This window comes from Nonomuraea sp. NPDC052129, assembly GCF_040680095.1.
Classification (GTDB): domain Bacteria; phylum Actinomycetota; class Actinomycetes; order Streptosporangiales; family Streptosporangiaceae; genus Nonomuraea.
This window is the reverse complement of the sequence record NZ_JBFAVX010000016.1, coordinates 93,251-116,518: the sequence shown is the minus strand read 5'-3', so window position 1 is coordinate 116,518 and position 23,268 is coordinate 93,251. Positions and strand designations below refer to the sequence as shown.

General features: G+C 70.6%; 20 protein-coding genes. 6 read left to right on the top strand and 14 right to left on the bottom strand.

Features of this window, described 5'->3' with window-relative positions; genetic code table 11:
- Positions 1–38: 38 nt before the first annotated feature.
- The 4 genes from AB0L53_RS31175 to AB0L53_RS31160 form a co-directional block, all read right to left on the bottom strand.
- Positions 39–749 (bottom strand): sulfotransferase family protein, encoded by a 711-nt coding sequence (locus AB0L53_RS31175; protein ID WP_364001278.1) that lies wholly within the window; start codon positions 747–749, stop codon positions 39–41.
- Positions 750–874: 125 nt separating this feature from the next.
- Entirely contained in the window at positions 875–1,417 is a 543-nt protein-coding gene (locus AB0L53_RS31170; protein ID WP_364001275.1) for a helix-turn-helix domain-containing protein, read from the bottom strand.
- 10 nt (positions 1,418–1,427) lie between these two features.
- The gene (locus tag AB0L53_RS31165) at positions 1,428–1,586 is read right to left on the bottom strand and encodes a hypothetical protein (protein WP_364001272.1); all 159 of its coding nucleotides are present in this window, start codon (positions 1,584–1,586) and stop codon (positions 1,428–1,430) included.
- Between the two features lie 16 nt (positions 1,587–1,602).
- Entirely contained in the window at positions 1,603–2,133 is a 531-nt protein-coding gene (locus AB0L53_RS31160) for a cysteine dioxygenase family protein (protein ID WP_364001270.1), read from the bottom strand.
- Positions 2,134–2,225: 92 nt separating this feature from the next.
- Here AB0L53_RS31160 and AB0L53_RS31155 point away from each other — a divergent pair, with 92 nt between their 5' ends.
- From AB0L53_RS31155 to AB0L53_RS31145, 3 genes are all read left to right on the top strand, one after another.
- Positions 2,226–3,086 (top strand): LysR family transcriptional regulator, encoded by an 861-nt coding sequence (locus AB0L53_RS31155; protein ID WP_364001267.1) that lies wholly within the window; start codon positions 2,226–2,228, stop codon positions 3,084–3,086.
- Between the two features lie 57 nt (positions 3,087–3,143).
- Entirely contained in the window at positions 3,144–3,776 is a 633-nt protein-coding gene (locus AB0L53_RS31150) for a LysE family translocator (RefSeq protein WP_364001264.1), read from the top strand.
- A gap of 101 nt (positions 3,777–3,877) precedes the next feature.
- Positions 3,878–5,767: a hypothetical protein gene (locus tag AB0L53_RS31145; protein ID WP_364001261.1), complete on the top strand. Its 1,890-nt coding sequence runs from the start codon at positions 3,878–3,880 to the stop codon at positions 5,765–5,767.
- On the opposite strand, the gene AB0L53_RS31140 is transcribed toward AB0L53_RS31145, so the two are convergent.
- Genes AB0L53_RS31140 through AB0L53_RS31120 form a run of 5 tightly spaced genes read right to left on the bottom strand, consistent with a single transcriptional unit; the run spans position 5,725 to position 11,920 of the window.
- Positions 5,725–7,314: an acyl-CoA synthetase gene (locus AB0L53_RS31140; protein WP_364001258.1), complete on the bottom strand. Its 1,590-nt coding sequence runs from the start codon at positions 7,312–7,314 to the stop codon at positions 5,725–5,727. The genes AB0L53_RS31145 and AB0L53_RS31140 overlap by 43 nt on opposite strands.
- A complete protein-coding gene (locus tag AB0L53_RS31135; RefSeq protein WP_364001255.1) occupies positions 7,314–8,462 on the bottom strand; it encodes a thiolase domain-containing protein in 1,149 nt (382 codons plus the stop codon). Before AB0L53_RS31135 ends, AB0L53_RS31140 begins: the two co-directional genes overlap by 1 nt.
- Before the next feature lie 2 nt (positions 8,463–8,464).
- The gene (locus AB0L53_RS31130) at positions 8,465–9,484 is read right to left on the bottom strand and encodes a thiolase domain-containing protein (protein ID WP_364001252.1); all 1,020 of its coding nucleotides are present in this window, start codon (positions 9,482–9,484) and stop codon (positions 8,465–8,467) included.
- Complete coding sequence (locus tag AB0L53_RS31125; protein ID WP_364001713.1) at positions 9,484–10,326, bottom strand: OB-fold domain-containing protein; 843 nt, start codon at positions 10,324–10,326, stop codon at positions 9,484–9,486. The genes AB0L53_RS31130 and AB0L53_RS31125 overlap by 1 nt, the downstream gene beginning before the upstream one ends.
- A 43-nt stretch (positions 10,327–10,369) precedes the next feature.
- Positions 10,370–11,920, bottom strand: a complete 1,551-nt coding sequence (locus AB0L53_RS31120; RefSeq protein ID WP_364001249.1) for an acyl-CoA synthetase — start codon at positions 11,918–11,920, stop codon at positions 10,370–10,372.
- Between the two features lie 192 nt (positions 11,921–12,112).
- Between AB0L53_RS31120 and AB0L53_RS31115 the strand changes: the two genes are divergently transcribed.
- A complete protein-coding gene (locus AB0L53_RS31115; protein ID WP_364001710.1) occupies positions 12,113–12,922 on the top strand; it encodes a crotonase/enoyl-CoA hydratase family protein in 810 nt (269 codons plus the stop codon).
- A gap of 53 nt (positions 12,923–12,975) precedes the next feature.
- Here the strand turns inward: AB0L53_RS31115 and AB0L53_RS31110 are convergent, their stop codons facing one another.
- Positions 12,976–14,082: a nitronate monooxygenase family protein gene (locus AB0L53_RS31110; RefSeq protein ID WP_364001246.1), complete on the bottom strand. Its 1,107-nt coding sequence runs from the start codon at positions 14,080–14,082 to the stop codon at positions 12,976–12,978.
- A 137-nt stretch (positions 14,083–14,219) separates the two neighbouring features.
- Positions 14,220–15,137 (bottom strand): DUF3068 domain-containing protein, encoded by a 918-nt coding sequence (locus AB0L53_RS31105; protein WP_364001244.1) that lies wholly within the window; start codon positions 15,135–15,137, stop codon positions 14,220–14,222.
- A 275-nt stretch (positions 15,138–15,412) separates the two neighbouring features.
- Here AB0L53_RS31105 and AB0L53_RS31100 point away from each other — a divergent pair, with 275 nt between their 5' ends.
- Both AB0L53_RS31100 and AB0L53_RS31095 read left to right on the top strand, forming a co-directional pair.
- On the top strand, positions 15,413–16,132 hold the full coding sequence (locus tag AB0L53_RS31100) for a methyltransferase domain-containing protein (protein ID WP_364001241.1): 720 nt from the start codon (positions 15,413–15,415) through the stop codon (positions 16,130–16,132).
- Between the two features lie 59 nt (positions 16,133–16,191).
- On the top strand, positions 16,192–17,394 hold the full coding sequence (locus tag AB0L53_RS31095; protein ID WP_364001238.1) for an acyltransferase: 1,203 nt from the start codon (positions 16,192–16,194) through the stop codon (positions 17,392–17,394).
- Here the strand turns inward: AB0L53_RS31095 and AB0L53_RS31090 are convergent.
- The 3 genes from AB0L53_RS31090 to AB0L53_RS31080 are packed head-to-tail and all read right to left on the bottom strand — an operon-like array spanning position 17,312 to position 23,267.
- On the bottom strand, positions 17,312–21,367 hold the full coding sequence (locus tag AB0L53_RS31090; protein WP_364001235.1) for an alpha-(1->3)-arabinofuranosyltransferase family protein: 4,056 nt from the start codon (positions 21,365–21,367) through the stop codon (positions 17,312–17,314). The genes AB0L53_RS31095 and AB0L53_RS31090 overlap by 83 nt on opposite strands.
- Complete coding sequence (locus AB0L53_RS31085; protein ID WP_364001233.1) at positions 21,364–22,467, bottom strand: glycosyltransferase family 4 protein; 1,104 nt, start codon at positions 22,465–22,467, stop codon at positions 21,364–21,366. Before AB0L53_RS31085 ends, AB0L53_RS31090 begins: the two co-directional genes overlap by 4 nt.
- Positions 22,464–23,267, bottom strand: a complete 804-nt coding sequence (locus AB0L53_RS31080) for a glycosyltransferase (protein WP_357647703.1) — start codon at positions 23,265–23,267, stop codon at positions 22,464–22,466. Before AB0L53_RS31080 ends, AB0L53_RS31085 begins: the two co-directional genes overlap by 4 nt.
- Between the last annotated feature and the right edge of the window lies 1 nt (position 23,268).

The window sequence follows — 23,268 nt, the reverse complement described above, 5'->3', positions numbered from 1 at the left end:
GGGTCAGGCACCACCAGAGGCCGGGCAGGGGGTCGGATCTAGCGGACCTCCTCGATGGACGAAGGGAACTGCCCCGCCATCAGCTCTCCCATCCTGCGCTGCAGCGACTCGGAGTCGTTGAGATGCGGGAACGGCTCATCGGGAACCTCGACGTCCAGGAACTCGCACAACGGCTCCCACCCCTCGCGCACGTCGAACACCAGGAGCCGGCTCGCGGGCAGGCTCGCCTCGACGGTGGCCTTGTGGCGCTCGAACGCCTCGATGGCGGCCTTTTCGTCGGGCAGGCCGTTCGCGGGGGTCCAGCTCTGGCCGAAGGTGTCCTCCCCGATCGCGCTCAGCACCGGCTGCATCTTCTGCATCCCCTCGAAGATCTTCGCCGCGGCCGGTGGCAGTGTCGACGGGTCCATGGACATGGTCCGGCCGGGGCCGTTGGAGAGGAGGTTCTGCATGCTGACGTACCAGCGAGCGGGGTCGCGGACGGTCAGGATGACCTTGGCGTCGGGGTAGGCCGCCGCCTGCTCGCGCCAGAACCCGCTGGCCGGCCAGTCCTGGGCCGACTGGTAGCCGTCGAACACCTTGTCCCAGTCCACCGGCTCGCCGGAGACGACGGACACCCACCGGTCGGCGTGCTCGGGCTTGGTCAGGATCTCGAACATGTGGTAGCAGGGGCCGAAGCCGAGCCGCTCCAGCGCGGCCTTCATCGAGCTGGTTCCGGTACGCGGGAACCCCGCGCCGATCACTTTCAGCATTGCCGTGCCTCCCGTTTCCGGCGGCTGACGCGCGCCTCTGGCCGAGAGTAAAGGACTAGATCATAAATCTCAACGCTTGTACATTTTTTCCTACTTTGGCCGCGTCGGTACTGTTTTTGGGCGAGTCAGCGCCTGCCGACCGTCCCGTACCTGAGCAGGTCAAGCAGTCGCGCGGACTGGTCCGAGCCGGTCAGTGCTATCGCGTTGGCGAGGGTCATCAGCTCGCGGACGGTCAGGTCGGGTCGGACCTCGCCCGCGTCCTGAGCCCTGGTGAGCAGGGCCGACGCGGTGGCCAGCATCTTCTCGTGCCACTCGCCGAACAGCGCCGAGCCGTCGCGCGGCAGGGCCAGCGCCAGGTCGCGCTTGCCGGCGACGTGCGCGACGAAGGCGCCCAGCCACTCGTGCAGCGCGTCGCCCGGCGAATCGGCCGCAAGGAGGGCGTCGCCGCTCTCGCACAGCTCCGTCACCTCGTCGGCGTAGACGGCGATGATCAGGTCCTGGCGGGCCGGGAAGTGCCGGTACATCGTCGCGTTGCCCACCCCGGCGCAGCGGGCGACGTCGTCGAGCGGCACGTCCACGCCGCGCTCGGCGAACAGCTTCCTGGCCGCGGCCAGGACCGCGTCGTGGTTGCGGCGCGCGTCCGCCCGCCTGGGGCGCTCTGCCGGCATACGGCTCAGCCTAGCCGCGCTGGAAGCGCCAGCGGGTTTGGCTGAAGTCGCCCTTGCGGAAGCCGAACGCCTTGGCCGGGGCCACCGCGAACACCAGCGCCCGGTCGCCGCCTTGCTTCTCCTCGATGGGCCTACCTGGGTACTGACCGCTCCGCAGCTGGAAACTCATCGGTGAGGGCCGGTGACTAGGCCGGTATTCTGACCGGCAGGTCGTAGACCCGGCGTACGCTGCTGCCGAGCCTGCTCACGTCGGCCCCGTACACGTGCACCGACACCCCGATCTCGTCACTCACATTGATCACCTTGTGGATGTCGCCGGGCGGCGCGAACCCGCTGGCCTCGCCCGGCAGGTTGGCGGCCTGCCCGATCTCCAGCAGATGGTCCCCCATGTCCCGGTAGAGCGTCTCGTGTTCGATCCCACTGATCACGCCGAACGCGCACCACGACACGTGGTCGTGGATCACCGTGTACTGGCCCGGCCGCCATACGACCGACACGATCGAAAAGTCGTCACACGCGTACAGCGCCTGGGACACGTACGTATCGGGCGATCCCGCTCGTTCCTCCGCCGTGAGCAGGTCGAGCGTGGACAGCCGTGGGCGGAGCAGATCCGCCACCGCGAACGCGGTCTCCCGCGGCGCGAGACGGCGGGCGGTGATGTCGCCGATGTCCGACACGAGGGCGTCGAGCCCCGGCCGAGTCAGGACCGTGTCCATGTTTGTCTCCCTCTCTCCCTTCTTACGGTGCTACGTCGAGATCCATAGGTCCAACAGAAGTTTTGTGGCTCATCAATAGATATGGTTGATGAATGCTGGATGTCGTACGGCTCCGCGTCCTCGTCGCCGTCGCACGTACGGGCTCGCTGACCGCCGCCGCCAAGGAGTTGCACTACTCGCAGCCGTCGGTCAGCCACCACCTCGCCCGTCTCGAAGCCGAGACCGGCGCCAAGCTCGTGCAGCGCGTCGGGCGGGGCATCCGGCTCACGGAGGCCGGCAAGCTGCTCACCATGCGGGCCGACGACATCATCGGCCGCCTCGACGCCACCGCCGACGAGCTCGCCGCGCACGTGGGGCTGCGCTCGGGGCGGGCCCGGCTGGCCGCGTTCCCCTCCGCGCTGGGTACCTTCATCCCCCGGACGGCGACCCGGCTGGCGGGTTCGCATCCCGGGCTGCGGCTGCACCTCACGGAGACCGAGCCGCCGGAGGCGCTCCGGCTGCTGCGGAGCGGGCGGGTGGATGTGGCGGTGATGTTCCGCTACGACGACACGGCGCCGGAGGACCCGGGGATCCAGATGATCCACCTGCTCGACGATCCGAGTTACCTGGTGTTCTCTGGCGGCACTGGGGATTTGGGGGCACACGCCGGGGATCCCTGGATCGCCGGGTGTGACCGGTGTCGTAGCCATCTGCTCGACATCTGCGCCAAGGCGGGGTTCGAGCCGCGGATCTCCTTCACCAGCGACGACATCGTGGCCGTACAAGCGCTGGTGGCGGCGGGCATGGGGCCCACTGTGCTGCCCGGTCTGGCGCTCAGCGCGCACCGGCATCCGGACGTGGAGGTGGCCCCGATCCCGGGTTCCATCAGGCACGTGTACGCGGCGGTCTACGGCGACCCACCCCACCCGCCGGCCACCGAGGCGCTGCTGTCGGCCCTGGTGGAGAGTGTCTGACCCGTCGCGCGGAATTCCGTTGACTGCAGTGAGGGCCGCACGCCTACCATGAGCGGTATGCCGGATTTCGCGACGCTCGCTCTCTTCTGCGCGGCCACCCTCGCCCTTCTCCTGGTGCCGGGTCCCGCGGTTCTGTTCATCGTCACCAGAAGCGTCGCGCAAGGCAGGTCGGCGGGCCTGGTCTCGGTGCTCGGCGTTCACGCGGGCTCGGTGGTGCACGTCGTCGCCGCGGCCCTGGGCATCAGCGCGCTGGTGGCCGCCTCCGCCACGGCGTTCACCGTGATCAAGTACGCGGGCGTCGCCTACCTCGTCTGGCTCGGGGTGCGCAAGCTGATGAACCGGACCTCCGCCTCGGCCGAGGAAACACTTGAGGTGGAGACGCACTCCAAGCGGCGGATGTTCTGGGAGGGCTTCGTGGTCAACGTGCTCAACCCCAAGACCGCCATCTTCTTCCTGGCCTTCCTGCCGCAGTTCACGGATCCGGCGGCGGGGCCGGTCGCGCCGCAGATCCTGGTGCTCGGGCTGGTCTGGATGGGCCTCGGGATGACCACCGACGGCACGTACGCGCTGCTCTCCTCGGCCCTGGCCGGGCGGGTCCGCCGCTCCACGCGGGCGCGGCGCCGCCTCGACATCGGCACCGGCCTCGTCTACCTCGGCCTGGCCGCCCTGCTCACGGGCGAGAAGGCATAGTAAGCGGGGCAATTTCCTGCCTGGGGGCGAGCCCGGATGGGATAGTGGTGGCACCCTCGTCGGGGGACGACACATCGGGACGTAGCGACTAGGCGGGCCCCATGGACAGGCCACCGCACCGCCTCGGGGTCGAGCGCGTCGTCGAGGTCCACTCTCTGCCGAGCCTCCTGCGGCGCGCCCGCGAACCGCTGCCGCCCGACTGCCCGGACTGGCCGCTGCTGGTGCCGGAGCACGCCGTCGTACCTTTCCTGGGCCGCCACGAGGAGCTGGCGACGCTGCGCGCCTGGGCCGACGACCCGGCGCCGCTGTCGATCGCGGTGCTGACGGGCCGGGGCGGCACAGGTAAGACCCGGCTGGCGGGCGAGCTGTGCACGGAGCTCGCCGAGGTCGGCTGGGACGCCGGTTTCCTCACCACCCCTTACCCCTGCGCCACCCGCCTCGACGTACTCCGCCCCACCCTCCTCGCCGTCGACCACCCGGAACCGTGGGCGGCGGCGATCGGCGAACTCATCCAGCACCTGACCGGTCTGCAGCGGCGTCACCGAGTCAGGATCCTGCTGCTCACCCGCGAGCCCGCCGACGGCGAGTGGTGGCGGCGCCTGGCCCTGGCCGCCGACAGTGTGCAGCACCGCGCCCCCGCCGGGCCTGGTGCCGACGGCCAGCCGCAGGGGCTGAACAGTGTCACCGTCCGACTCGACCGCCGTCCGCTGACGCGCGCCGAGCGGGTGGGGCACGCGGCTGCGGCCATGCGGGCGTTCGCGTCGCCCCGCGCCGTCCTGCCCGCTCTCGACGATCCGGGGTACGGCGATCCGCTGCGCGTGCACCTGGCCGCCTTGATGCGGCTGCGCGGGGACGACGTCGAGGGCGGGGAGTTGCTGAGCCGGTTCCTGATGTACGAGCAGCAACAGTGGATGACGGTATGGCCCGACGGGCACGAGCCGGTGGACGCCGTGACCGCCCGGCAGGCGGTGGCCCTGGTCACCCTCACCACGCCCACTCGCCAAGAGCTGCGGGAACTGCTGTCGGCGGTGCCCGGATCCCAGACGTACGACCGCGGTCTGGCCTTGGGCGACTGGCTGGCCCGCCTCTTCCCTGGGCGGTCTGGTCCGCAGGGAAGGCTGGCGCCTCTGGGGCCGGAGGTCGTGGCTGAGCAGTTCCTGGCCGAGACCGAGGGCCTGGACGCGCTCGTGCTGGCCGTACACGACCATCCGGCCAGATCGGCCGGGCACCTCTTGCGGATGCTGGACGTCCTGCGGCGGTCGAGCGAGCGGCCCGCCGTACGGTCGGCGCTGCTGTCGCTGCTCACGGCCCGGCTCGACGGACTGCTGGAGGAGGCGGCGGCCGAGCGGTCCGCGCGACTCGGCGACCAGGTCGAGGCCGCACTCCGGCCGCTGCTGGGCAACCCGGATGGGGACGTGGAACGCGGCACGCTGGTGCGCTGCCTGTGCGTCTACGCGAGGTCGCTGCTCGGGCGGGAACGGGCTGTGGAGGCTCTGGCGCAGGTAGAGCGGGCCGCCGATCTCTGTGACGAGCTGGACGAGCCGGTCGGCGCGGCCATGACGTACGCGGTCCTGGGCGCGACGCTGGCCGCGCTCCACCGGCCGCACGACGCGCTGGAGGCCATCGCCTGGTCCCAGGCCGAAGCCGCCGCGCTCATGCGCCAGGGCAGGCACGCCGACGCGGTGCGGCCGCTGGGTGAGGCGGTGGCGGTGCTGGAGCGCTTCGCGGCCGGCGATCCGGTTCTCATGGGTCATCTGGCCAACGGGATGCTCATGCTCGGCGACGCCCTGATCGAGGCGGGACGGGTGCTGGAGGCCAGCGTCGTGCTGCACCGAGGCACCCGGGTGATCGAGGACGACCTGCTCCGCGCCGTGGCCCAGGCCCGGCTCGACTTCTGCCGGACCGAGCTGGGCCACCACGAGGAGGTGCGAGCCGCTGAACCCCCGGCTTACGACCCGCCGGACTCCGCTTGCCGCCGGGCCCACCGATAGTCGGCCTTGCCCGCCGGTGACCGGACCATCTCGTCCACGAACACGTACGTACGAGGCACCTTGTACCCCGACAACCGCTGCCTGCAGTGCGCGTCCAGTTCGTCCGCCGTCACCGCCACCCCCTCGCGCGCCTCGACCACGGCCGCCACCCGGTTGCCCCACCGCTCGTCCGGTATCCCGGTCACTACGGCGTCGAAGACCGCGTCATGCCCCTTGAGCACCGCTTCCACCTCTTCGGGGAAGACCTTCTCCCCGCCGGTGTTGATGCACTGGGAGCCGCGTCCGAAGACGTTCACGGTGCCGTCGGCGTCGACGCTGGCCAGGTCGCCGGTCAGCAGCCATCGGGTGCCCTCGGCGTCGGTGACGACCGTACGGGCGGTCTTCTCCGCGTCGTTGTAGTAGCCGAACGAGATCGGCCCCGACTTGGCCACCGTGCCCAGTTCCCCCGAGCCGGGCTCGACGGGCCGCAGCTTCTCGTCGAGCACGGCCAGGCCGGACGTGGCGTTCGGCTGGTAGCGCAGCCCCGCCTCAGGTGAGGAGCCCGCCACCCCGGAGGCGGTGTAGCCGGACTCCGTGGAGCCGAAGCTGTCGAGGATCATGACGTTGGGTAAGGCCCGCTGCAGCCGGTCGCGTACGGATCCGGTGAGGATGGCCCCGGTCGAGCTGAGCGCGATGAGCGAGGACATGTCGTAGTCGCCGCTCTCCAACGCCTCCGCCAGCGGCCTGGCCATGGCGTCGCCGGTGATGCTCAGCGTGGCCACCTTTTCGCGCGCGAGCGCCCGCAACACCGCGTCGGCGCTGAACTTGCGCACGTAGACCACGGTCGAGCCCATCCACCAGCTGACGAACGTGCCCATCTGCGCGGCCCCGTGCATCAGCGGCGCGGCGGCCATCATCACCATGGGCGGATCCGCGGCGGCCGCCTGGTCGATCACCGCCTGCGGGGTAGGGAGCGGCGCGCCGTACGGGTTGCCGCCGCCGAAGGCCACGAACAGGTCCTCGACGTGCCACATCGCGCCCTTGGGCATGCCGGTCGTACCGCCGGTGTAGATGATGTAGACGTCCTGCGTGGATCGCGGTTCGAAGCCGCGCGTAGGCGCGCCGCGTTCCAGCGCCTCGGTGTACGGCACGGCGGTCGCGACGGACGACTGGCCGCCGACCGAGATCAGGTGCTCCAGCAGGGGCGCCTCTCCCATGACCGCCGACACCCGCGGCTCGAACTCCACGTCGTAGATCAGCGCCCGGATGTCGGAGTCGCGGTAGAGGTAGAGCAGTTCGGCCTCGACGTAGCGGTAGTTGACGTTGATCGGCACCGCCCGGATCTTCAGCGCGGCGAGCATCCCGGCGACGTACTCGATGCTGTTGTACAGGTGCAGCCCGACGTGCTGGCCGGGCTTGATACCGAGATCCTGGAGGTAGTGGGCGATGCGGTTCGCCTCGGCGTCCAGCTCGGCGAAGGTGCGGCGCTCGTCGTCGCAGACGACGGCCATCCGGTCGCCGACCGCGTCCGCGATCCCTTCGAACAGGTCGGCGTGGTTGAACTCCATCAGGGCTTCTCCCGTCCGACGATCCACATCGCGAAGAACTGGGCTCCCCCGCCGTACGCGTGGCCGAGCGCCAGCCGGGCGCCGTCCACCTGGTGCTCCCCCGCCATCCCGCGTACCTGGAGCGCGGCCTCGGCGAACCTGATCAGCCCCGACGCCCCGATCGGATTGCTCGACAGCACGCCGCCGGAGGCGTTCCACGGGGTGTCGCCGTCGAGTGCGGTGGCGCCCGATTCGGTGAGCTTCCAGCCCTCGCCGTCGGCCGCGAAGCCCAGGTTCTCCAGCCACATCGGCTCGTACCAGGAGAAGGGGACGTACACCTCGGCCACGTCGATCTGGCGGCGCGGGTCGGTGACGCCCGCCTGCCGGTAGACGTCGGCCGCGCAGTCCTTGCCCGCCTGCGGGCTGACCGTGTCGCGGTCGGCGCGGAAGATCGGCTCCGAGCGCATGGCCGTGCCGTGCAGCCACGCGGGTGTGCCGGTGACCGCCGACTCCGACGACAGGACCATGGCGCAGGCGCCGTCGCTGGACGGGCAGGTGTCCAGGTAGCGGATCGGCTCCCACAGCATCGGGGTCGACTCGACCATCTTCAGGTCGATGCCGGGGATCTTCAGGTGGGCGTAGGGGTTCTTGAGGGCGTTCAGCCGGTCCTTGACCGCCACCAGGTGGCCGATGTGCTCGGGCGCGCCGGTCCGGCGGATGTACTCCCTGATGTGCGGCGCGAAGTAGCCGCCGGCCCCGACCACCAGCGACGCGCTGAACGGCAGGTGGGTGGACAGGGCCCAGGTGGCGTTGGACTCCGACTGCTTCTCGAACGCCACGACCAGCACCCGGTCGTGCACCCCGCCCTGGATGAGGCTCGCGCCCACCAGTGCGGTGGAGCCGCCGACGCTGCCCGCGGTGTGCACGCGCATCATCGGCTTCCCGGCCGCGCCGAGCGCGTCGGCCAGGTATGCCTCGGGCATCATCACGCCCTCGAACAGGTCGGGCGCCTTGCCGACGACGACCGCGTCGATGTCCTTGAACGTCAGCCCGGCGTCCTCCAGGGCCCGGACGGCCGCCTCGCGGACCAGCCCGGCGATCGACACGTCCCTGCGCTTGGTCGTGTAGTGCGTCTGACCGACGCCGATCACGGCACACCTGTTGCCCATTTTCATGCCTCCAGGACGGTCACAAGGTTGTGCTGCAGGCAGGGGCCGCCGGCGGCGTGGCCGACCGTGCGGGCGGCCGTGCCGTCGTGGATGCGCCGGGCCGCCTCGCCGATGCGGATGAGGCCGGTGGCCATGACCGGATTGGCGGCGAGCGGGCCGCCGGACGGGTTGATCACTGTGCCGTCGGGGAGCTCCAGCGCCCGGCGCAGGATCGGCTCCTCGTGGGCGAACTGCGTGTGCAGCTCCGCCACCTCGACCGGACCCTTGCCGACCCCCGCGGCCCGTGCGGCGTCGGCCGCGGAGACCGACCGGGCCAGGTCGCGGGTGCCCAGATAGTGCGGCTCGATGCGGTGCGCGATGCCTCTGATGTACGCGGGTCTGGCGCACAGCTCCCTGGCCAGGTCGCCGGCCGCCAGGACGATCGCCGCCGCGCCGTCCGTGATGGGGGCGACGTCCGACTTCCTGATCGGCTCGACCGCGTACTCCTCGCCGACGTCCTCGGGCAGGTCGAGCGCGTACGGATTGCTCCGGCCGTCGGCCCGGCTGCGCCGGACGATCTCGTCGAGCTCCTTGCGTTCGGCGCCGGCCGCGCTGGCCTGGAGGGCGGCGAAGGAGAGCTGGTCGAGGCCCAGCGGCGCCAGATAGTACGGGTCCAGCTGGAGCGTCATGATCTCGCGCAGGTCGCCGAGTGACGACTTGCCGAAGCCGTACACCAGGGCGGAGTCGATGTCGCCGTGCTGCAGGCGTACCCATGCCTCGTACAGCGCCCAGGCCGCGTCCATCTCCACGTGGCTCTCGGAGATCGGCGGCCATGCGCCGAGCGCGTCGAGCGCGGAGACGAACGAGAACGGCGCGCCCGCGAGGTAGTCGCAGCTGCCGGAGCAGGTGAAGCCGAACCGCTTCAGCCCGGTCGACTCCTTGACCTCGTTGATGACGGGCAGGATCAGCTCGGGCTCGCTCAGGCCGCCGTCATGGTCGGTGTGGCGGGTCTGGGCGAACGCGACGACGGCTACCTCACGCATCAGAGCTCCACATCCGGCTCGCCGGTGGGGGCGAACCATCGGACGTTGGCCATGGACTTCGTCCGCTCGCCCTCGGGCACCCATTCGGCCCTGACCCGCATACCCTGCCGCACCTCGTGCGCCGGGACGCCGCCGACCAGGGCGATCATGGGGATGTCCGCCCCGTCGAGCAGGATGTAGGCGGAGACGAAGGGCACCTCGGGGGCGCGGGGGTCGGGCAGGTTGTTGATGGCGTACGTGGTGATCGTGCCGGTGTCGGGTAACTCCAGCTGGTCGGCGATCGGGCCACCGCAGGCCGGGCAGAAGACGCGGTACGGGACGTACACCTTCTCGCAGCTGGGACACCGGCCGCCGAGGAACACGCCGCGCTCGACGCCTTCCAGGAAGGTCAGCAGCGACCCGCCCACCTGCAGCCGGTACTCGGCCCGCACGGGGGACACGATCTTCGTGACCTCCGGCGCGAAGTAGGAGATGTCGGTGATGTGACCGGTACGCTCGCTCCGCCAGACGGGCCAGACCCGGCTGCCGATCCGCAGCGCCTTGGCGTTGCCCGCGTCGACGGCGTGCACCAGCGCGGTGTCGGCACCGTCGAGTTTGATCGTCGCCCAGGCGAACGGCCGGTCGAGCGGGTGGCTGTCGCGCGGCTCGGCCACCCACGCCCACGCGGTCACCGTCCCTGCGGGCCCGACCTCGACGAACTCCTCCGTGACGGCCTCGCCGCTGGCGGGGTCGTACTCCAGCGGCGGCACCAGCACCTTGCCCTCAGCGGTCCGTACGCCGACGATCCGGCCGCCGCGCAGCTCGGTCAGGAACCGCCCGATCACCGGCCCGGTCGTGCGCATGTATCCGCCGGGGAACTCCAGTACGTGCTCCGCCACCAGCGGTTCAGATGGCACGGTCGTGTCCCTCCCAGTAAGGTGCGCGGAGTTTTCTTTTGAGCAGCTTGCCGTTGGGCTCGCGGGGCATCTCTTCGATGAAGTCGATCGACCTGGGCCACTTCATCCGGGCCAGACGGCCTTCCAGCGAGGCGAGGATCTCGGCCGCGAGCTCGGGACCCGGCGCCGAGCCCGGCGCGGGCTCGACGATGGCCTTGATCTGCTCGCCCCACTCCTCGTCCGGGATGCCGAACACCGCCACGTCCGCGACCTTGGGGTGGATCATGATCTCGTTCTCGATCTCGGCGGGGTAGATGTTCGCCCCGCCCGAGATGATCATGTCGGCCTTGCGGTCGCACAGGTAGAGGAAGCCGTCCTCGTCCAGGTAGCCGATGTCGCCGACGGTGAAGTAGTCCTTGAGCTGGTTCTCGGCGGTCTTGGCGGGGTCGCCCTTGTACTCGAACCGGGCGCCGAGCATCTTCATGTAGATCGTCCCGGGGGTTCCGGTCGGCTGGGGTTCGCCCGCGTCGTCCACGATGAGCAGCTCGCTGATCGGCCAGGCCGAGCCGACCGTGCCCGGGTGCGCCTTCCAGCCCTCCGGCGTGGCGAGGGTGCCGCCGCCCTCGGTGGCCGCGTAGTACTCGTAGACGCAGTCGCCCCACCACTCGAACATCGCCCACTTCACCGGCACCGGGCAGGGGGCGGCCGCGTGGATCATCCACTTGAGCGAGGACAGATCGTACTTGTGGCGGGTCTCCTCGGGCAGTGCCAAGAGGCGCTTGAAGTGGGTGGGCACCATGTGCGAGTTCGTGACCTGGTACTTCTCACACAGCCGGAGCATCTCCTCGGCGTCCCACTTGTCCATGTAGACGAGCGTGTGGCCCATGTGCAGGGCCGTGCCGCCGAATTGGGTGACGGCGGTGTGGTAGTTCGGCGAGGTGATCAGGTGCGCGTTCGGCCGGCCCCGGGTGATGCCGAACAGGCCCGGCAGGAACGACAGCATCTCGGCGGCGTCGTCGGGGTCGAGCCCGTTCAGTGGCCGCCGGACGCCCTTGGGCTTGCCGGTCGTGCCCGAGGTGTAGTGCATGGTCAGCCCGGCCGTACGGTCGGGGGGCGCGGTGTCCGGCTGCCCGTCGGTCAGCTCACTGATCCGCCGGAACCCCGAAATATCGCCATCTTCTACGGCGAAGCGCCGCTCAGGCGCGATGGCCTCGGCGCCCCTGGCTCCTTCGGCCGCGTACCTGGGGTGCACGAAGAACGCCTGGGCCTCGCTGTCGGCCACGATGTAGGCGATCTCGGGCCCGGTCAGGTGCCAGTTGATCGGCGTGTAGTACCAGCCGGCCTGTAACGCGGCCAGGTAGAGGACGAGCCCGTCCACGCCGTTCGGCACCAGGCCGCAGACGCCGTCTCCCGGCTTCAGCCCGAGCTCGCGCAGGCCGTGCACCAGCTGGTTCGACCGGGCGAGGAGGTCGCCCGCGCGGTGCTCCGTACCGTCTGGGTCCACGCACGCGATCCAGTCCGGATCCGCCTGCGCCAGTCTCCAGAAACCGAGCGTGCCCATCGAAACTCCTCTTCAGGTGGTCCGAGGCCCCGATAAACAAGAACTTGTTCTCGTTTTGCCTGGGCAGCGTATCCCGGCACCGGAGTCGTAGCAAGCGCTTGATCGAGGTCGTGCCGCCATCATCGTCCCAGGGCTCGTCACAGGGTAGGATCGCTGCCTAACAAGCGCTTGATTCGTTACCTGGAGGCGTCCGTGGAGCTCCTGCCGATCAGCACCCCCCACTGCCGGGTCGAACGCGACGGCCACGTCGTCATCGTCACCATGAACCGGCCGGAGGCGCGCAACGCGCTCTCCTCCGACATGCTGATCGGCCTGGCCTCGGCCTGGGCGTACGTGTCGGCTGAAGCAGAGGTCAGGGCCGCCATCCTCACGGGCGCGGAGGGCACCTTCTGCGCCGGCGCCGACCTGAAGGCCATGGGACAGCCCTCGACGGACGCCGACGTCCAGGCGCGCGCCGCCCAGATCCCCAACTTCCACTGGAAGGGCCTGCTCCGCGAGGACCTGCCGACCAAGCCGATCGTCTCGGCGGTGGAGGGCTACGCGGTGGCGGGCGGCACCGAACTGCTGGTCGGGACCGACCTGCGGGTGGTGGCGGAGTCGGCCACACTCGGCCTGTTCGAGGCCAAGCGGGCGCTGTTCCCGATGGGCGGCAGCGCGATCCGCCTGCCCCGGCAGATCCCGTACTGCCACGCCATGGACCTGCTGCTCACCGGCCGCTCCATCACCGCGGCCGAGGCGCTGTCGATGGGCCTGGTCAACCGGGTCGTACCGGACGGGCAGGCGCTGGCGGTGGCGCGGGAGATCGCGGACGACATCGCCGCCTCGGGCCCGCTCGCGGTGCAGGCGATCCTGCGCACGTACCGGGACACGCTGGGCATGCCGGAGCCGGAGGCCCTCAAGGTCTCGGACGAGATCGGCTGGCCGGTCATCGGCTCCCAGGACGCCCGCGAGGGCGCCCGGGCCTTCAAGGAGAAGCGCGCGGCCGTCTACAAGGGCCACTGACCGCGACGGCGGGCGAGGTAGCGGGACCGCACCCGCTACCTCGCGGACGATCATCAGTCGCCGGTGATGCGGCCGAGCCGTTCCGTGGCCTCCGCGTACTCCTCCATCAGTGAGTACATGACGTCGCGCGTCGACCGGACCTGGTTCATGATGCCGATGATCTGACCGGCCGGGAAGGTGGCCAGTTCGGCGGCGTCCGAGCGGCCGATGCGCCGCAGCGCGTCCGATACCAGCATGAACTGCAGCGGCATCGGCAGCGTCCCCGGCGACTCCTGCGACTCCCAGGCGTCCGTCCACTCGTTCTTGAGCAGGCGGGCCGGCTTGCCGGTCCAGCTGCGGGAGCGGACGGTGTCGCGGGAGGTGGCCTCCAGGATGCGCTTCTTGGCCATCTCGGGGGTGTCGGCCTCCTCGACCGTGAGCCAGAGCGAGCCGGTCCAGACGCCCTCGGCGCCCAGGGCCATGCCGGCGGCCATCTGGCGGCCGTTGCCGATGCCGCCCGCCGCCAGGACCGGTACGTCCACCGCGTCCACCACCTGAGGGATCAGGACCATGGTGGAGATCTCGCCGGTGTGCCCGCCGGCCTCCGTGCCCTGCGCCACCACCACGTCCACGCCCACCTCCACCTGCTTGAGCGCGTGGCGCGGGGTGGAGGCGAGGGCGGCGACCTTGACGCCGTGGGAGTGGGCGAGCTCGACCACGTCCGCGGGCGGCGGGCCGAGCGCGTTGGCCAGCAGGGCGATCGGGTGCCGCAGCGCCGTCTCCACCTGCGGGCGGGCGGTGACGTCCGTCCAGCCGAGCAGCACCTTGCCCGCGTCGGCGTCCGAGGACAGGGGCGGCACGCCGTGGGCGGCCAGGAGGTTCTCGACGAACTGCCGGTGGCCCGCCGGGACCATCGTCTGCAGGCGGCCCACCAGCTCCTCGGGCGCGAAGTCAGCGCCCTCGTAGGAGGCGGGCATGACCACGTCGACGCCGTACGGGTGGCCGTCGACATGGTCGTCGATCCACTTGAGCTCCATTTCGAGCTCTTCTGGGGTGAAGTAGAGGGCACCGAGCACGCCCATCCCGCCGGCCCGGCTGACCGCGGCGACCACGTCGCGGCAGTGGCTGAAGGCGAAGATCGGGAGCTCGATTCCGAACATGTCCGTGACACGTGTCCGCATGGGCCGACAATACGACCGGCGGCAAAGAAACTGCAACGTGTTCTAGTACTAGAACTTTTCGTCGGTCGGACAAATAACCACACAAACGGACAGGGCGCCCGGAACGAGTCACGGGCGCCCTGTGCCGGCCGTACGAGTTACTCGCCTTCGCGGCGGCGGCGGCCGAGGAGGACCGCGACGGCCAGCGCGAGCAGGCCGAGCACGAGCAGGACGATCGGGATCGTGGTCTTCAGCAGCGTGATCTGGTTCTTGGCGTCAGTGGCCGTGCGCACCATCTCGGTGATGGTCTGCGGGGTGAACGAGGCGGTGGCGACCAGGGCCTTGGCGCGCTCGACGCCGTCCTGGGTCTTGAGCGTCTCGTTGCGGCGCACTTCCTCCTTGACCGGGGCGCCGCTGTTGGGCTCGACCCAGAAGGTGTCGGTGCCCTCGTACCAGCGGTCGAGCTGGATGTCGCCCGTCTGGGTCACGCCGAAGAGCGAGCCGGGGGCGGTCAGCGTGGCGACCTTCGTGGCCGGGACGACCTGCTGGAACTTGTAGACCGGCAGCCCGTTGACGGTGTCCTCACCGACGAAGGTCGTGTCGAACGCCTTCTTGGCCGTCTGGTTGAAGACCTTGTAGGTCTTCTTCTCCACGCCGAACGGGAACAGGTAGATCTGCCCCTCCAGCTTCACCGGCTCCTTGTTGACGCTGACCCCGCAGCAGTTGACGCCCACCCCGGTGCGCCGGTCGAAGGCGCTGCGCCGCTCCGAGAGGCTGATCTGCGGCTTGCTGTTGGTGACGTCGTCCACCACGGTGAACTCGTCCCAGACGACCCGGTTGTCCGTGGCCTCTTTGACGTCGCCACGGGTGGTGACGAGCATGCTGAGGTCCGCGGTCAGCACCTTGCCGTCGGCGATGGAGAAGTATTGCGCTCCCGGGGCCTGCAGCTTGGTGACGCTGTATTGGGCCGCCGGAGCCGCGATGATCCTTTCCGCCGCCCAGAAACGGATCATTCCCGCCAGTACGACCAGGAACGCGCCGACGGCGACGAGAATGAGTACAGGTGTGCGTCGCATTCTGGGATCCTCCTGGCGGTCGAGGGATACGAAGGCCCGTTACTTGTCCCCCCGGACAACAGATCGCGGGTGTGATTAACCCGCAACATGATCGCTACTGGAAAGTAGCATTCGATCACAGATCGCTGCAGCTACATCCGCATAACGAATCGGAACAGGTTCTACGATGAAGCAGGTCCGAGCGGGATGTTATCGCGCCTGTCCCGCAGCGGTATCGCCTCCGCCAGAGCTTCGTTCTATTGTGGGAGCCCGTCAAGCACCCGGGAGCCGCGAGTATGCGCGCCGATCTGGCCAGATCCGTCCGCCTCTTCCGCGCGTTCAGGTCCGAGCAGACCACGCCGAGCGACTACTACACCACGCTCGCCGCCGACACCGCCGCGCAGCTGCGGCATTACGTCACGCTGACCGGCAAGACGGTGCTCGACGTGGGGGGCGGTCCTGGATACTTCGCCGACGCCTTCAGACGCGACGGCGCCCGCTGCCTGTGCGTGGACGTCGACGCCGGTGAGCTGGCCGGACAGGGCGCGCCCAGCGGGGGTGTGCTCGGCAGCGCGCTCGACCTGCCGCTCGCCGACGCCTCCTTCGACGTCTGCTTCTCGTCCAACGTCCTGGAACACGTTCCAGACCCGTGGCGGATGGCGGCCGAGATGACGCGCGTCACCCGGCCCGGCGGCCTGATCTTCCTCGCGTACACGAACTGGCTCTCCCCCTGGGGCGGCCACGAGACCTCGCCCTGGCACTACCTGGGGGGCGACCGAGCCGCCCGGAAATATGAGGATAAAAACGGGAAGCCGCCTAAAAATCGTTACGGCCAGAGCCTCTATCCGGTCTCGGTGGCCGACGGTCTGCGCTGGGCGCGGACCCGTACGGACGCCGACCTGGTCGACGTGCTGCCCCGCTACCTGCCCTGGTGGTGGCGGCCGATGCTGAAGGTGCCGATCGTCAGGGAGTTCGCCACGTGGAATCTGGTCCTCGTGCTCAGGAAGCGCCCATGAGTGCCTCACAGACGCCCGCAAGCCCTCCGCAGACGCCCCCAAGCCCTCCGCGAGCGCCCGTGAGTCCGCCGGAAGCGCCCGCGAAGGACCCGCTGGCGCCCGCGACGGACCCACCGGCCGGCAGGGACGCCGCGCTCGACGGCATCCGCGCCCTGGCCGCGCTCGGCGTCTGGGTGCTGCACGTCGGCGGCAACACCGGGATCATGTACCGCGAGGGCATGTTCGCCTGGATGACCACCAGGCTGGGCATCGCCGTGCCGATCTTCTTCCTGCTGTCGGGCCTGCTGCTCTACCGCCCGTGGGCCCGCGCGGTCATCGAGGACACGCCTCGCCCCCGGCCGGGACGCTACCTGTGGCGCCGCCTGGTCCGCGTCATGCCCGCCTACTGGCTGGTCACGGCGCTGGCCCTGTGGGCGTGGAGCTCGCTCGACTGGACCGGCTGGGTGAAGTGGCTGTTCCTGCTGCAGAACTACACCGAGCAGAACCGCGCCCCCGACGGCCTCTACCAGATGTGGACGATGCCGATCGAGATGGCGTTCTACCTGGTGCTGCCGGTGCTCGCCTGGGCCCTGCACGCCTGGGCGCGCGGCGGCAACCGGCCGGTCAGGCTGCTGGCGGGCATCGCCGTGCTGCCGGTGGTCTCGCTGGCCAGCGTGGTCGTCTCGCACGTCTTCGACCAGCCGCAGCTGGCGCTCTGGCTGCCGCATCACCTGATCTACTTCGCCGCCGGCATGGCCATGGCCGTCCTGTCGGTGTGGATCAAGCAGAGCCAGGTCGTCGACGCGCTCGCGCCCCAGCTGCTGGTGCTGGCGCTGCTGCTGTACGCGGTGCTGAGCACCGAGCTGGCCGGGCCGCGCACGCTCACCCTGCCCACGCTGTCGCAGTCGCTCTGGCGGATGATCCTGGAGACGTCGGTGGCCGTCCTGGTGGTGGCGCCGTTCGCGCTCGCCTCCAGGCACGACTCACTGAGGCACCGCGTGCTGGGCAACCCGGTCATGGCGTACCTGGGCCGCATCTCCTACAGCTTCTTCCTGTGGCACGCCCCGGTGATCACCCTGTACTACAAGATCACCGGCGATCAGCCGTTCACCGGTGACTTCGTCAAGGTCGCGATCCTGACCTTCATCGCCTCGCTCCTGATCAGCGCCACCAGCTACCACCTGGTCGAGGAGAGCGCGCTCAGGCTGGCCGGGCGCCGGCCAGCTCCTGTTCCTCCGCCACCGCCGGCTCCGGCTCAGCCGCCGGTGGTTCCGGCTCCGTGACCAGCTGACCGAAGAGCACGCCCATGGCCGCGCAGGCGATGAGCTGCGGCACCTGGTCCATCAGCAGCCCGACGTCCACCCCGTAGTCGCGCAGCGCCATGGCCGCCGCCAGCGCCGCCGTGGCCCCGCCGAACAGCCAGCCGGCCACCCAGTGCACGGCCACCGCCCGCCGTACGCGTAGCAGCAGCACCGCCACGACGGCGGCCAGGACCGCGAGCATGCCGGGCCAGTCCGCCACCCAGCCGCCGAACGCCAGCCCCAGCACGATCACGTACGGCACCCGCCAACGCGACAGCCGCGACTCGGCGGCGGCGGCGGTCGCCAGGACGTGTTCGGGACGCGGCCCGCGCAGCGCCAGGGCGAGCAGCGTGAGCAGGGCGATTCCGGCCAGCCCGACGGCGAGGGCGAGCCAGTAGGGCCGGTCGGGCAGGTACTCCATGCGTACGGTCCCCGTCGTGCCGGCGGGCAGCTCCCATGCCTGCTTCCAGCCGTCGATCCGGACCGGCCGCAGCGCCTTGCCGTCGAGCTCGGCGCGCCAACCCGCGTTGTAGTTCTCGTTGACGACTAGGAAGGCGTCCTTCGGCGCCGTCACCCGCGCCTCGCGCACCGACGACGACCACGTAGCCGGGACGGCCGCGCCCTCCACGGCCGGGGGCCCGGCGGGGAGCGCGCCGATCACCAGGTTCTCCACCGCGAAGGGGTCCCAGCCGGCGGCCCTGACCCGGTTGTCGCCGGCCGCGAGCGCGGCCTTGGAGCAGCCGGTGAACTTCACCGGACGCTGTTCGAGCAGGTCGGCGAAGGTGCCGCTCACTTTGGTCGCCACGCTCGCGCCGTTGACCTGCAGCTGCGGTCCCTGCCCGCAGGGCAGCCGGAACGGTACGCCCTCCGGGCGGCTGGCCGGCGCGACACCGGGGATCACCAGTTCGGTGACCTGCAGCCGCTTGGAGGCAGGATAGAAGCGGAGCTTGAGCCGGGTCGTGGTGAGGGGCTTGAACGTCAGATAGCCGTTGGCGTCCACCCGGCCGCTGCGGACGGCGCCCTTGTCGCCGGTCACGGCCACGTCGAGCGGCTGCTTGTCTCCGCCGGGCCGGGCGATCTGGATCCGCGACAGGACGCGCTTGGCCCGCCAGCCGAGCGTGAGCGTGGGCTCGGGGTCGTCTGCGGCCGGGAGCCAGGTGGTGGCCGCGTCGGCGTCGAACGCCGACCGGGGCGCGACCACCGCGTCCTTGGCCGCCTGCGACGAGCCGGTCACCGTGGTCAGGTCCCCGCCCAGCCGGGTGAAGCGGTCAACGAGCTTGGCGTCACGCAGGACGGCGGAGCCGCGCACCGCGGCCTTCCGCCCCGCCTCAACGGTGAAAGTACGGTCGAATCCGGCGCCTTCTTCGCCCGGCCTGGCCAGCAGCGGGTTGCAGATCCAGCGGCTCTGGTTCCGCATGCACCAGGGGCGGGAGTCGAGCCCCCGGTCCATGACGAAGGCGTCGCCGCCCTCGCCGGGCAGCCGGATCGTCCGGCCCGGCAGGATGCCGGGGATCGTCAGCTCGGTGATGCCCACCCGCTGCACGAAGCTCCAGTTCCGGTTGTACGTGGCCAGGATCTTGACGCGCAGCCAGCTCGTCGCGCCGGGTGGGACGCGCAGCCACTGGGGGCTGTTGGTCTGCTGGACGTCCTGCTCGATCCGGCCGCCCTCGCTCTCCACGGCCACGCGCTTGACCGACTGCCCGAGCAGCACGTTGTTGGTGAACGTCGCCTGGAAGCGCGCGATCACCCGCGGCCTGGGCAGGTCCACGCGCAGCCACTCGCCCTGGGGCCGGTGCCAGCCGCCGCTCTCCCAGCCGGTCTCGTAGTCGCCGTCCATTGCGGCCCACGGGCTGCGTCCCGTGGCGCTGAGGCCGGGCACCGCCTCGGCGTCGGCCACCGAGGAGGAGGCGGTGATGCTGGAGATGCCGTCGTACTCGGCGGTGGCGGTGTCGCGCAGCCAGCCGTTCTCGAGCAGGTCGAGCGTCTTGACCCCGGAGAAGTCGTCGCGTCTGTCGGCTGTCAGCGTGGGCGTCCAGTTCGACCGGATCTCACCGAACTGCCGCTCGCGCAGTCGCAGCGCGTCGCTGGCCACGACCGGCGCCTCGCGCTTGCCCGCGTCGTCGTTCACCAGCACGGGACCGTCGCCGAGCAGCCCGAGATCACCCATCGCGAGCAGGGAGTCGGGGCCGCCGCGCACCTGTACGGCGTCGCCCGCCGACTGCACGCTGAGCAGGTCGGAGCTGCCCGACACCTCGTAGATCTCCAGCGCGGGGAACGGCCAGTCCACCGACTCGATCACGTCGTCCGTGACGGTGTCGCCGACCTCCCCGCCGAACGAGCGCACCTTCGTGATGCCCGGCGACTCGCGCAGCGCCTCGTAGACCCTGGACGGCCAGGCGCCCTGCAGGTTCGCCCGCATGAGGTCGTTCCTGACGACCAGATAGCGCACGCCCATCCTGCGCAGCACGTCGGTCAGCCCCGCCGAGCCGTAGCCGGCCGTGAGCCGCTGGTCGATGACGTCGAGCAGCCGGGTCAGGCCCACCGAGCCGGCCGCCGCGACCTGCCGGGTGGTCCAGCGGGCGGTGAACAGCGGCTGCATGGGATCGTCCATCGGCCGGCCCCAGAGGTATTCGCCGAACTTGGCGCCGGGCACGACCAGCACGCCGTCGTCTCCGGCGTTCTCGTTCACCCAGGCGGCCGCCTGCTTCCAGTAGAGCGGCACCTCCTTGAAGTCGCCGGGCGCGCTCAACCCCTGGTTGAAGACGGGGAGTACGAGTCCGGCCAAGGCCACCAGGGCCACCGAGCGCAGCCGCAGCCGGGCCCCGGCCAGCAGGTGCGCCAGGCCGAAGGCGAGCGGCAGCCGTACCAGGGGATCGAACTTCCGCAGGTTGCGCAGCGGTGCGAGCGGCCCGTCCAGCAGCCAGCGCACGGGCTCGGCGACCACCGGCTCCAGCGCGCTCACGTGCCCGGCGACCAGCGCGGCCACGCCCACGACGAACAGCACGAGCAGGAAGCCCTTCGCGGGCAGGTCGCGCCGGGCCAGCCCGGCCAGGCCGAGCGCGGCCAGCAGGCCGGTGATCGCGACCAGCACGGCGGAGGTGGCGATCGCGTAGCCGGCGGGCTGGTCGGTGACGCCGCCGACGGTCAGGTAGCGCACCCAGTCGGAGGCGCCGCGCAGCACGTTCGTCAGCGAGGTGACCTGCGTGGTCGTCGAGGCCGTCTCGGTATAGGGCAGGAAGGAGAAGGCGTAGCGGCCCACGAGCAGCAGCGGCAGCCACCAGAACAGGGTGGCCACGGCGACCGCGCCCGTCCACCAGCCGAGCATCCGCCAGCGGGGCACCGGGGCGGGCCGGGTCAGGATGTAGAGCACGGGGGCGACGAGCACGGCCAGCACCGCGACCGCGTTCACGCCGCCGCACAGCGCCACGGCCAGCCCCGACCTGACCGCCGCCCTGGCCCGCTGGCCCGTCTCCGAGGCGGTGAGCAGCGGGATCAGGATCCACGGCAGCATCGCGGCGGGCAGCCACTCGATGGAGATCTCGCCGATGATCGACAGCGTGCGCGGCGCCAGCGCGTACGCCAGCGCGGCGACGATCCGGGTGCCCGGCGTGCCGACGCCGAGCTGCCTGCCCAGCCGCTCCACGCCGAGGAAGGCCACGCACAGCAGCACCGTCATCCAGAGCCGCTGGGTCACCCAGGGCGCCAGGTTGACCAGGTCGCCGAGCGCGAAGAACGGGCCCATCGGGAACAGGTAGCCGGCCACCTGGTTCTGCAACTGGCCGAAGTGCTGCGGGTCCCAGAGGTGGGCGGCGCGCTCCAGCCAGCCGATCGGGTTGAGCGCCAGGTCGAGCTTGGTGTCGGAGATGACACTGCCCGGCTTGGTGGTGAACGTCAGCACGGCGAAGCCCAGGCAGCAGAGCGCCAGCCAGAGCCTGTGCCGGACCCTGTCGATCACGGCTCCTCCCAGCCGGGTCCCGTCGTACGGCCATGCACCAGCGCGGCCAGCCGTTCCGCGCTCCGGTCCCAGCAAAACTTCCCCGCCCATTCCCGACATTTCATGCGATAGGTGTCGTTGAGTTCGTCGAGGGCCGCGGCGATGCCCTTGGCCAGACCGGTGCTCCCGACGCCCTCGGGCACCAGCCAGCCCGTCTCGCCGTGGCGTACCGCGTCCCTGAGTCCGTCCACGTCGTACGCGACGGTCGGCACGCCGAGCGCGGCGGCCTCCAGCACGCACAGCCCCCAGCCCTCGCCCTGCGAGGCGTTGACCTGCAGCCAGGCGGCGGCGATCAGCCGCTCCTTCTCGTCCTCGGGCAGGTAGCCGTGCATGGTGACGCCTTCCGGCAACCGGGCGCGCAGCCGCGCCTCCTCCGGACCCCTGCCGATCACGTCCACGGTGAGGTCCGGCCACTGCTTCCTGAGCTGACTCACTGCGTCGAGCAGCAGGTCGACGCGCTTGTGCGCGACCAGCCTGCCGACACAGACCAGCCGCGGTGTCCGGCTTCTGGGGAAGTCTCCGTCTGTGGAGACGTTCACCCCGTTGGGCACGATGTGGATGGGGCCGACCCAGCCGAGCCGCTCGCGCATGGCGCTCACGGTCGAGGGCGAGACGGCCACGCTGTCGCGCCCCTTGTACGTCCACCGCGACGCGGGCCCCTCCAGGAACCGCCCGAACACCGCCAGCCACCGGGGCAGGTGCACATCGAACTGCCGGTCGTGCACGTGATGGACGACGCACATGACCTTGGTACGGCGCGGCAGCACCAGCGGCGTGAAGAACGGGATGCCGTTCTGGCAGTCGAGCACCGCGTCGAACACGCCCCGGCGCAGCACCAGCCAGACCAGGACCAGGGGGTAGACGGTGAACGGCCCGCCCATGCGGGCCAGCCGTACCCCCTCGACGGTCTCCTTCCTGAGCTGGCCCGGCGCCCGCGCCGTGACGAAGCACACCTGGTCGCCGGCCCGCGCGAAGCGGCGGGCCATCTCCCAGGCGTACGTCTCGGCGCCACCGGCGGCCGGGTGCCACGGATCACGCCAGTTGACGACGGCGACGTTCACGGAGATCCGACGGGGTCGAGCGGCTGCTCCCACCTCGGAGTGACACCGGGGCTCGGCACGGCGCGCAGTCTGAGCCAGATCCGGCCCAGCTCCAGCAGAATGCCGACGCTGTGCCTGGCCGGGGAGAAGCGGGAGCCGGGCATGTCCCGCCAGTTGACGGGGATCTCCAGCACCGTCGAGCCGAACGCGACGCAGCGGGCCAGCAGCTCGACGTCGAAGGCGAAGCCGTAGGTACGCAACCCGTCGACGGCCTCGCGGACGAGCGCGCCGTCGAAGAACTTGAAGCCGCACTGCGTGTCGCTCACCCCGCGCACCAGCACGCGGGCCAGCGCGCGGAAGCCGACGGCGCCCAGCTCGCGCACCCGGCTGTGCCGGTTCTCGACATCGGAGAAGGCGTGCGCCCGCGAGCCCACGACCACGCGCTCACCGGAGAGCAGCAGGCCGAACGCGACATCGATGGCGGCCAGGTCGGTGGCCATGTCGGCGTCGCAGAACCCCACGAACGGAGCGCTGGTGTCGAGCAACCCCGCGCGGACGGCGGCACCCTTGCCGGGAGTCGCGCACTCGACGAGCCGAACCGGAACCGGTCCCCGCGGCCAGGTCCTGACGATCTCAGCGGTGCTGTCCGTGCTGTTGTTGTCGACGACGATGACGGCGGTCGGGAACGGCATGCGGGCAAGCTTCGCGCACAGCTGCAGGAGCCCCCCCGGGAGTCGAAGTTCCTCGTTGAAGGCGGGAACGACGATCTCGAGCAGTGGTGGTCGGCTCGTCCTCTCGTCCCCTTGGGGGGAGGGCGGCATA